This is a genomic window from Desnuesiella massiliensis (assembly GCF_001403615.1).
Classification (GTDB): Bacteria; Bacillota; Clostridia; order Clostridiales; family Clostridiaceae; genus Desnuesiella; species Desnuesiella massiliensis.
On record NZ_LN879454.1, the window covers coordinates 410,545 to 421,362 of the forward strand.

Genomic DNA, 10,818 nt, shown 5'->3' on the forward strand with positions numbered 1-10,818 from the left:
GATTTTAAATTTCCAAATCAATATACTGTATGCAAATTCCTTAGTGAGACAACCCCTAAAGATAATTTTATTTTGTTATTTCATTAATTACTTTTAGGTAGTCTTCAAAGCTTGAACCAGATACCCTTATATCTGGATATATCTTTTCTCCAACAATATTTTTTTCTTTTACGTTCCAATAGAAGCTTACGAGAAAAATACAGTATTTTTTAGCCTTATTTTCGTAACTTACTTGTCCAACGCCCTTACCTAAGGTTGGAGTTCCTATTATAGTAACATTATTAAGAGGCTTTTTTAGTCCCAAAGCTAATAACTCAGAACTGCTAGCTGAGTTTTCATTAACCATAACAATTATTTTATTAAACTTAGTATAACTAGGTCCAGAATAAAAATCAGCTATGCTTCCTTGCCTATTTATCATATAGCTTATTGTACTTTCTGGAAGCAACATATCTAATATATTATTTGCCTGTATAGCAAGTCCACCACCATTATCCCTCAAATCTATGATGAGATTAAGGTTATCACTATTTTCATTATTATCAATTATTGTTCTAAAATCTCTATCTACATAAGGATTAAAAGAATTTATTTTTATGTATAAAGATTTTGAATCAAGCATTTTTGAATTTATACCCTCTGTATTTTGGCTTTTTATAAAATTATCATAGTTCGTATCATAAAAAACAAAAGTGAAAGGGTCATTGCTTATTTTTATTGATTGGATAAAAGTTTTAATATCTTCGTTTTTAATAGATGCTTTTGATAAAAAATCCTTGGACTTTTTATCAAAATCTATTACTTTGTCTATATATAGATAGTTTTCTTTTACAAATTCTACTATTTTTTCAGCTTCAGGCCTTTCCTCGTCTTTAATTGCCTTGATTAGGGAAAGAGCAGATTTGTTATTATCATCAAGCTCTAAGGCTTTATCACTATAAATTTTAGCATTTTGGTAATCTTGATTGTAGAAATGTTCCCAACCTAGTCTTGCTACTAATTCTATATTCTTTTCATTAAGCTTTAATGCTTCTTCATAATATTTTATGGCAGTTTCTCTATCATTAATAGCAGAATAAAAATCTCCAAGATAATAAGGTATTTCACTTTCATTTGGGAAAAGCTTATATGAGTCTAAAGCAAAATCCATTCCCTCCATATAGTTTTTTTGCATGTATAAAGCAGTAATCTTATTTACATATGCATTTGTATAGGAAGGATCTTTTTCTATAGCAATGCTGTAGAATCTTAAGGCTTCTTTAAAATTACCATTATAATAATAAGCTTGTCCTTTAGTGTCATAAGCAAAGGCATAGCTCTGGTCTATTTGTATGGCTTTTTCGCATAAATTAATAGCTTCATCGTAATTTTCCAACATTACATTGTTATGGGCTAGCCAGGTTATAGCCTCCACGTTTTCAGGAGTTATGTCTAATACTTTTTTATATGAAGCTATAGATTCTTTAAAATTATTTAAGCAATAATAACTATATCCCAAATCAAGATATAAACTCTCATCCTTATTTCCTAATTTCTCAGATAATTTAAAAGCTTCCACAGCCTCAGCATATCGTTCTAGAGATAGGAGAGTAGTACCTTTATTATAAATTAAATTGAAGTCCTTTCCATTGGTAAGTATTGCTTTGTTATATATTTCTAATGCCTTTTCATAATTTCCTTCCTTATAGTATTTCTCGGCATTTTTTGAAGGAGAAATTGAAAAATTGTCTAATAGAGAAAAAAGTACAAAGCCGCTTAATACGATAATCAAAGATATTACATGAAGTATAGGTTGTTTATGTCTCTTTAAAAACTTTGATGCTTTTGATTGATTTTCATCATAATTTTTACCATAAAATTGTTCTTTATAAAACTTGTTTGAGAAGGCACCTTTATCTTCCAACTCTTCATTTTTAAGATGATTTTCAATACTTTCAACCTGCCCTAAAAAATTTTTTTGAATGTTATTTTTTTGTTCATGGAGTATTCCTTTGGCTTTGTTTTTAATGGCTTTTAAGCCTTGAAATATGTAGTGGATTGCTAGTAAATGAAAGGCGAAGGCTATATAATCTTGTACATAAATGAAGAACAATGAATCTAATATGTAAATAACTATAGTTAATATAAAGGCCCATCGCCTTTGTTTTTTTGCATTATAGGCAAATAAGTAAAATATAATTGTTAAAATTGCATTGACTAAAATTGAAATCCATAAACCAGAATCTCCAAAGGATATTCCTATATCATCTATAAGCTGGCTTATTCCTAATCCTATTAAAAAATTAATATTCCCATTAAATAATAGAAAAACTACAGAATTTATTAATGAAAATACACCAATAGACGCTATCCATCCAGATGCAACCTTAACCTTTTGCTCAGCTTTAAAAGCTTCTTCTGTAGATTTTATTTCTTTTGCTTCATTTCTATTTTCCATATATTTTCCCCCTATGAATATTCAAGTGTTATTATAGCAGTTATAAAAATTATTAATACTGGATATTAGAGGGAAAGTAGATGATATATAGTCCTAGAACTGGAGATGTATTAAAGACAAGAGAGATAACTACGGGTATTTGTAAAGCATATTTATAACCGCTCTTATAATTACCATTAATAATGATAATAAATTATACTTATTGTAAATTATATTCTAATGAGTCTTATCACTTTAACACTGGATATAAATTAGCCGAGAGAGATTTATAAAAATATTTATAGATCTGTCACTAAAGGCCAGCCTTTAGAAAAAATTTTAGAGTATCTAAAATTAGCTTAAGAGCCTCTTTAGTTATTCATTATCTCTAAAAACTAAAACGTAATTTAGAAAGATATCATCCTTTTGAGTTTTCAATTTTGTACAAAGCCCAAGTTTATGCAATAAAAAACCACCTATACAGTCATTACAGGTGGAATTGTATTTTCATCAAATAAATAGGAGAGAAAAAATGAATAAACAAGAATTACTATTTAAAAGGTTCAAAGAGTATAAAGGATTACTGGATAAACACTTCATAAGAAGGATTATAGGAAAATGATGACCTAATTTGGTCTGATTTTGCATGGGAGTACAAATTGATTATAGAATATAATCCTTAATTCAGGATAACCTATAATAATGTTTTTTAAGGTGGTGATACTTGTGAAAAAAATTGTGATCACTGTTTTACTAACTGGGGGATTTCTACTAGGAACATCAACCTTTACTAGCGCAGAAACTATTAGTATGGTAAGAACCAATCCAAATAACAATTATATTTCACCTGAAGGTTCAAAAGAAGAGCTATATCAAGATATTTTTATGGCAATGCTTAATCCGTATATTCAGAAGGCAGTAAATGATTACTATGGCAATTATTTTGTGGTTGATCCATTTGCAAAAATTTTAAGTATTGAACGTCCTAATGGCTATCGAACGTCTTATTTTATTATAAAGCTTCAAGTTATGCCATACCAGGGCGCTCATAACACAGTAGGCATTGACAATATTACACTTAGTGTAAGTACTAGTGGAGCAAAAGTTGAGAAGTTTGAACATATTGAATCTAGTAAAATTACTCCAAAACCTTCTAAACCATGATTGGTTACTAAACTAATATCATGACATAATGTATTTATCTATATAATAAAAAAATTTAATGTAATAAGTATATTATCTTATTTATAAATGGTAAAATAATAGTAATTACAATGAAGTTGGGAGTGTGAATATAGATATGAAGAGAATACCCTATGGTATTTCTAATTTTGAGGTTTTAAAAGAGAAAAATTATCTTTATGTAGATAAAACATCTTATATAGAACTTTTAGATCAATATGCTCCTTATAATTTTTTTGTAAGACCTAGAAGATTTGGAAAAAGTTTGTTTGTATCAATGCTTGAGAATTACTATGATACAAATAAAAAGGATAAATTTGAAGCTCTATTTGGAGATTTATATATAGGAAAAAATCCTACAGAAGAGAGAAATAAGTTTTTAGTTTGGAAAATAAGCTTTGCTGGAGTAGATGTGGGACATGGAGAAGAAGAACTTAGAAAAAGTTTTAATTCAAAAGTTCTCATGGCTGCAAAAAGATTCACAGATCAATATTCAGATTTATTAGAAAATAGCATTATTCCAAAAGAAATAGATAGCGCTGAAGTTATAGTGCAATACATATCTCTTTTAGCTAGTAAAATAAAGGTACCTATTTTTGTATTAATAGACGAATATGATAATTTTGCAAATGAACTAATTACAGGAGGAAATCAAAACACCTATGAAAGCATACTGCATGGAGAAGGCTTCGTTAAGGTATTTTATAAGGCTATAAAAGATGCAACGTCGGACAATTTTAACAGAATTTTTATGACAGGTGTAAGTCCTATAATGTTAGATGATTTAACCAGTGGCTTTAATATTACTATGAACTATACATTAGATGAAAATCTCAATGCTATGATGGGATTTACGAGAAAAGAATTGTCTTGGATTATGGATGAAATAGATATAAAAGATACAGAGCTTAGAGAAAAAATCTGTAATGATATGACTACTTATTATGATGGATATAAATTCAATGAAGATAGTAAATCAGTTTTTAATCCTGATATGACTATGTATTTTTTAAATCAGTTTTCATTGTATAACCGTTATCCAAGAGAAATGATAGATAATAATGTAAAAACCGATTATGGTAAAGTTAATCAACTAGCTTATAATTTTAATGATAGAGCGGCCTTAGAGGAAATAATGACTAAAGGAGAAACCTCAACTATGCTAGTAGATAGATTCAATATTCATACTATGTATAGTGTAAAAGAAAATTTTAAATCTCTATTATTTTACCTAGGAATGCTTACTATAAAAGGTCAAGGACCTCTAGGAACAGAATTTATTATACCTAATTATGTAATAAAGACCATTTATTGGGAACAATATTTTCAAAGAATAAACGAAGAATATAATATTCAAATTCAAGATATAAGAGTGGCGGTAAATGAAATGAGAATGTACGGAAACATTGAGCCTCTCATAAAAATTGTAAAGAATATATTAGAGGATTTATCTAATAGAGATTTAATTCAAATGGATGAAAAGCATATTAAGATGATAATGCTCACACTTTTAGGTGTAGATAGTACTTATTTTATTCAAAGTGAAGCTGAAAATAGCAAGGGTTATGTGGATGTAATGCTAAAAAGAAAGATTCAATTTAAGGATATAACTAAATTCCAGTGGATTATTGAACTAAAATATATAAAAGAAAGTGAAAGACATACTCTAGAAAAAGTAAAAGAAGAAGGGCTAAAGCAACTTAAGGGCTATGAAGAAAGAAAATTTGTGCAAGAGGAGTTTGAAGCAGAAAATTTAAAGAAAGTACTAATTGTTGTAGTAGGTAAAAAAGATATCTATTCTATAGAAATCTGAAGCATGAGGATAAAATGGCATCGAAATGACTCTAAGAGCGGGGTTAATCCAAATAAGGGTAAGACCTAAAACTAGCAAGCTATAGATAAATCATATCTAATTTAAGTTTAAAAATGCACCCTATGATATAGACACAGCTTTTTATGTCTATGTTACAGGGTATTTTTTTAGATTTTTCTAGCTTACATATATATTTTTACTGTAACCTTTTTAGAACAAAAATCATAAATTATATTAAAGTTAGCTAAAGCTAAATTCTTTAAAGCAATGAAAGTTTTTAGAAGTACAGATTTAATAAAACATCGGTTAGGAGGATTTTTATGTTAAAGCTTGATAATATATCTGTGGGAAACTTAGTAAAGGTGGAGGATTTATATTCTACCGGACCTTTGAGAGAAAGGATGCTGGCACTAGGGTTAACTAAGGGGGCCAGGGTAGAGGTTATAAGGAAAGGGCCTTCGGGTGATCCTACAGTTTATGATATAAGAGGTACTATGATAGCTCTTAGAAAAGAAGAAGCATCTTTAATAGCTGTTAGCAATAGTTAGAAAGTTTTTGGGAGGTAGCAATGGGTTTAACGTTTCAATCCACAAAAAAAGATGCCCTTATGGACATGTTTAAAATAGATAGGAAAGAAGGACAGAATGTTATTGCACTGGCGGGTAATCCTAATACAGGTAAAAGTACGGTATTTAATGCTCTTACTGGGCTGCATCAGCACACAGGTAACTGGCCCGGGAAAACTGTAGTGAATGCAAGAGGGGAGTACAATTATAAGGATAAAGAAAATATATTGGTAGACCTTCCAGGCACCTATTCCTTGTTTGCTTCTTCCGCTGAAGAAGAAGTAGCAAGAGACTTTATATGCTTTGGAAATTCTGATGCGGTTATAGTAGTAACAGATGCCACTTGCTTAGAAAGAAATTTAAATCTTGTCTATCAGATCATGGAGCTTAAGGATAAGGTAATATTATGTATAAATCTTATAGATGAAGCTAAGAAAAAAAGCATAACTATAGATGGCAAGGGCATAGAGAGAGAGCTGGGTATACCCGTAGTGCTATGTGCTGCCAGAAAAGCACAAGGTATTGATGAGCTTAAGGAAGTAGTTCATAAGGTTGTTACAGGAGAGATTAAACCCAAACCTAGGTTAGTAAAATATGAAGACTACATTGAAGAAAAAATTAAGGATATAGAACCTATAATTAAAAATAAAATAAACGGTATAAATTCTAGATGGCTAGCATTGAGATTTATAGACGGTGATAGAAAACTAACGGAAAACATATTTAATAATATGGAGCAACAAGAGCTAAGAGATATGATAGATGTTGAAAATTCTAATGAGAATATGGAAGGAAAAACTGGTATAAGAGATCATATATCAGAGAGGATATATATTAAGGCAGAAGAGGTCAGGGATAAATATGTTCATCAAGACAAGCTAAAGGTTAATAGAGATAGGCTTATTGATAATTATATAACTTCAAAAACTTTTGGAATTCCTTTAATGCTCTTAGTGTTAGCATTAGTATTTTGGATAACCATAACTGGAGCTAATATACCTTCTGTCATCATAGCAGATGTACTTTTTGCCTTTGAAGAAAAACTCACCCTATGGTTTAACAATATGAATGCTCCTCAATGGATCCATGGAGTTCTTGTATTAGGGCTTTATAGAACCTTAGCTTGGGTAGTTTCTGTGATGCTTCCCCCTATGGCTATATTTTTTCCTCTGTTTACTATATTGGAAGATTTAGGATATCTGCCACGGGTGGCCTTTAATTTAGACCATTTGTTTAAAAAAGCCTGCGCTCATGGAAAGCAGTGCTTAACCATGTGTATGGGCTTTGGCTGCAATGCAGCAGGAGTAATAGCTTGCAGAATCATTGAATCACCTAGAGAAAGGCTCATAGCTACCTTAACCAATAATTTTGTGCCCTGCAATGGAAGATTCCCTACTCTAATAGCTATTTCTACGGTGTTTTTAGTGGCTAATGGTAATAAAAGTCATAGTTTCCTGCCCTCATTGGCAGTGACGGCCTTAGTTGTTGTGGGAATAGCTATAACCTTACTGGTATCCTATGGGCTGTCTAAAACTATTTTAAAAGGAGTTCCCTCTACCTTTACCCTAGAGCTTCCGCCCTATAGAGTGCCTCAAATTGGGAGGGTTTTATATACCTCTATAATAGATAGAACTATATTTGTATTATGGAGAGCAGCAATCATTGCTGCACCAGCAGGAGCTATAACTTGGATTTTAGGAAATATATATCTAGGGGATTTAAGCATTATAGGGCATATTGCGGCCTTTTTAGATCCTATAGCAAAGGTAATTGGACTTGATGGATTTATTCTTATGGCCTTTATATTGGGATTACCGGCGAATGAAATTGTACTGCCTATACTATTAATGAGCTATCTTTCCACGGGAGCTATGATTGAATTTGAAAGCATAGAGTCCTTAAGAAAAATATTGCTAGAACATGGATGGACCTATCTTACAGCTTTAAACACCATGCTTTTTAGTCTCTTGCACTGGCCCTGTGCCACTACCTTATTAACTATAAAAAAAGAAACAGGAAGCTGGAAGTGGACAGGATTAGCAGCTGTAATACCTACAGTAATTGCTTTTGTAGTATGCTTTATTACAGCTACCTTGTTTAGGCTTTTAGGCCTGGCTTAATTTTGCTAAAACGTATTAACAAAGAATAAGTTTTTTATTTAATATAATTGTGAAAAAGTTAAAATGCTAAAAAGCAAAGCTAGGCTTAACACTTAACCCTAGCTTTGCTTATATAATCTAACCATTTTTTATAACATTTCTGTATTCATCAAATTCTTTCAAAAGCTCAGGCTTATCAGAGAAAAATTTCAATAATTCCTCGATGCCTTTTAATACGTCTTCGCTTATGGTGTGTTCCATCTTTTCTGTTTTTTCTAATACATCATCCTTTATATTTAAAAATGAAATAAACCTCTCAATTGTGTTATGACGATTTAGCAATACCTTTCCTAATTCATTGCCTGCATCTTCTAATATTATTACTCCATATTTTTCGTATTTTATCAGCTTTAGCTCTGCAAGGCGCTGTACCATTTTAGTTACAGAAGGAGGTTGAACATTGAGAGCGGAGGCTAGGTCATTGGTTCTAGTGAAACCTTTATCTAGGGACAATCTATATATCATCTCCATATAATCCTCAGCAGAAGGAGAGAGACAACCCTGAGCTTTTCTTATATACTCACCAAAGGTATAAAATTCATCATCGGGCATTAAATCACCATCTTTCTATTTATATATATGCCCAAAAGCATCAATTAATTATATGAGCAATGTGAATAAAATATTATTTATATCATGCGTCTACTGACTAACTAATTCATCCACATAGCGTAATATAGGTATCATTTTATTGTGAAAGGGTGAATGATTAATGAAATTTAAAAGAGTGATAGCTTCTTTATTGATGCTTTTTACCATGTTAACTTTTTTAGGCTGCGACAAAGATGGAGATAAGATATCTATAAGAGGGGAAATAAAAAAGGTTAATTTAAAGGATGGAAAGATAACGGCTATATTAGTTGAAGGTAAGAAAGAAGAAAATACTGAATATGATAAAGCTATGGTCTCCATACTAAATAGCACTAAAATATATAAAGGAGACACAAAGGAGCAAGTAAAACTAGAAGAGTTAAAAGAAGGAATGAAGGTAGAAATAACCTTTTCAGGTCCTGTAAGAGAATCCTATCCAGTACAAGCTGATGCCAAAACTATTAGGGTATTAAAATAATGTTAATGATATAATTATTATAGGGAAATATTTGCAAGTCATAGGGGGTGGGATTTATGAAAGCTAAGAAAAGAAAATGTTTTTTTACTTCATTATTTTTAGTATGCATATTTCTAGTGGGCTGCTATCCAAAAGAGGTTAAGCCCGAAAAACCTGTAATCTATTTATATCCAACTGTGGAACAAGAGGTAGCTGTAAAACTAGATTACCAAGGAGAGGTTTTTGTAACCTATCCAGAATACAAAGATGGCTGGAAAGTCACAGCTAAGCCAGATGGGACCTTAATAAATAAGGAGGATGGTAAGGAATATTCCTATTTATTCTGGGAAGGGAAAAGCAAGGACAAATGGGATATGTCAAAGGGTTTTGTGGTAAAGGGCGAAGATACTAAGGACTTTTTACAAGAGACCCTAGCTAAGATGGGATTAACCCCAAAGGAATACAATGAATTCATAGTATATTGGCTGCCAAGGATGCAAGATAATAAGTATAATCTCATAAGCTTTTCCAGGGAGGAATATGAGGAGAGAGCAAAACTTCAGGTAACTCCAAAGCCAGATTCTGTTTTAAGAGTATTCATGGTGTTTAAGCCTTTAAAGAAGGCTATTAAAGTAGAACCTCAGGAGATAAATGCCTTTGAAAGAAAGGGCTTTACTCTAGTGGAATGGGGCGGAGCAGAGGTTAAATAAGCTATGCTGAGGAGCGGATGGTCATGAAAAATAAGCTAATAGCTTTAGCTGTAATTTTAGGCTTAATAATAAGCTTTGTATATTATAAATCCACTGAAAAGGCTAGGTATTTAAATCCTAAGGATATAAAGACTATAAGCTTTAAGGCCTTACCTAGTCCCCCTAAGGTTAAAACCATTGACAATAAGGAAGATATAGAGAAAATAGTAAGCTATATTAACTCTATAAAATACGAAGATGTAAAGCAAGAGAATATAAATGGATGGCAATTTTGGATAGAGCTAAATGGCAAAGGAAATAACTCTATAAGCTTTATAGGAAATAGAGTTCATTATAATAAAAAATGGTATGGTATTGATCAAAGGGTGCTAGAAGAATTGCAAAAGCTATATGATTCCATGGATTATAAAGAGGAAGCTTTATAAAATGCTAAATAAATTACACCTATGAAATTATGCTTCAGCATAGTCATAGGTGTAATTTTTTATGTTAATACATACCTCTTGATTTTATAAAGAGCATTGCTAATGCTAATACAAGCATAGGAATAGCATTGCATAAGATCCAGCATATAATAAGCAAGATAATGCTTGTATGCTTATAAAATATATAGAACAATAGGTTATAAATAAAGAATAAGTTTACGATGATAAGCTGGTGATGAATAATAGGCTGTTGATTAAAATCATATTTAAAAAATACAAATATCAAAGTTATCAAAGCAAGTATAATATTTAATGTCAGTAATTTTTTATTAGAGCTAACCTCATGAAAGGTGATGAAGATTTCATATAAAAATATAGCTAAAGACACTAATATTATAAACTTAAAACTACGTAAATTTAGATAACACATTACCGTGAAGAAACTAAAAAACAGTATAATTAAGTTAAAATCCTTATTCTTCATGGTGCCTCCTAAAGT

General features: G+C 31.0%; 9 protein-coding genes. 7 read left to right on the forward strand and 2 right to left on the reverse strand.

Annotated features, from left to right (window positions below):
- Positions 1–67: 67 nt before the first annotated feature.
- On the reverse strand, positions 68–2,437 hold the full coding sequence (locus BN2665_RS05655; RefSeq protein WP_055666141.1) for a tetratricopeptide repeat protein: 2,370 nt from the start codon (positions 2,435–2,437) through the stop codon (positions 68–70).
- Between the two features lie 705 nt (positions 2,438–3,142).
- On the opposite strand from BN2665_RS05655, the gene BN2665_RS05660 reads away from it, so the two are divergent.
- From BN2665_RS05660 to feoB, 4 genes are all read left to right on the forward strand, one after another.
- A complete protein-coding gene (locus BN2665_RS05660) occupies positions 3,143–3,580 on the forward strand; it encodes a DUF3888 domain-containing protein (protein ID WP_055666142.1) in 438 nt (145 codons plus the stop codon).
- 136 nt (positions 3,581–3,716) lie between these two features.
- The gene (locus tag BN2665_RS05665) at positions 3,717–5,411 is read left to right on the forward strand and encodes an ATP-binding protein (RefSeq protein WP_055666143.1); all 1,695 of its coding nucleotides are present in this window, start codon (positions 3,717–3,719) and stop codon (positions 5,409–5,411) included.
- 320 nt (positions 5,412–5,731) lie between these two features.
- Complete coding sequence (locus BN2665_RS05670) at positions 5,732–5,959, forward strand: FeoA family protein (protein ID WP_055666144.1); 228 nt, start codon at positions 5,732–5,734, stop codon at positions 5,957–5,959.
- Positions 5,960–5,979: 20 nt separating this feature from the next.
- Positions 5,980–8,097 carry a ferrous iron transport protein B gene (gene feoB, locus BN2665_RS05675; RefSeq protein ID WP_055666145.1) on the forward strand — a complete coding sequence of 706 codons (2,118 nt, stop codon included), beginning with the start codon at positions 5,980–5,982 and terminating at the stop codon, positions 8,095–8,097.
- A 117-nt stretch (positions 8,098–8,214) separates the two neighbouring features.
- Here the strand turns inward: feoB and BN2665_RS05680 are convergent, their stop codons facing one another.
- A complete protein-coding gene (locus tag BN2665_RS05680; protein WP_055666146.1) occupies positions 8,215–8,688 on the reverse strand; it encodes a metal-dependent transcriptional regulator in 474 nt (157 codons plus the stop codon).
- A gap of 160 nt (positions 8,689–8,848) precedes the next feature.
- Here BN2665_RS05680 and BN2665_RS05685 point away from each other — a divergent pair, with 160 nt between their 5' ends.
- From BN2665_RS05685 to BN2665_RS05695, 3 genes are read left to right on the forward strand one after another with little or no spacing between them, the layout of a single operon-like run.
- Positions 8,849–9,205 (forward strand): DUF3221 domain-containing protein, encoded by a 357-nt coding sequence (locus BN2665_RS05685; RefSeq protein WP_055666147.1) that lies wholly within the window; start codon positions 8,849–8,851, stop codon positions 9,203–9,205.
- A gap of 56 nt (positions 9,206–9,261) precedes the next feature.
- On the forward strand, positions 9,262–9,894 hold the full coding sequence (locus tag BN2665_RS27530) for a hypothetical protein (RefSeq protein WP_055666148.1): 633 nt from the start codon (positions 9,262–9,264) through the stop codon (positions 9,892–9,894).
- A 23-nt stretch (positions 9,895–9,917) separates the two neighbouring features.
- Positions 9,918–10,319, forward strand: coding sequence for a hypothetical protein (locus BN2665_RS05695; protein ID WP_055666149.1), 402 nt, complete (start codon positions 9,918–9,920; stop codon positions 10,317–10,319).
- The last annotated feature ends 499 nt before the right edge of the window (positions 10,320–10,818 follow it).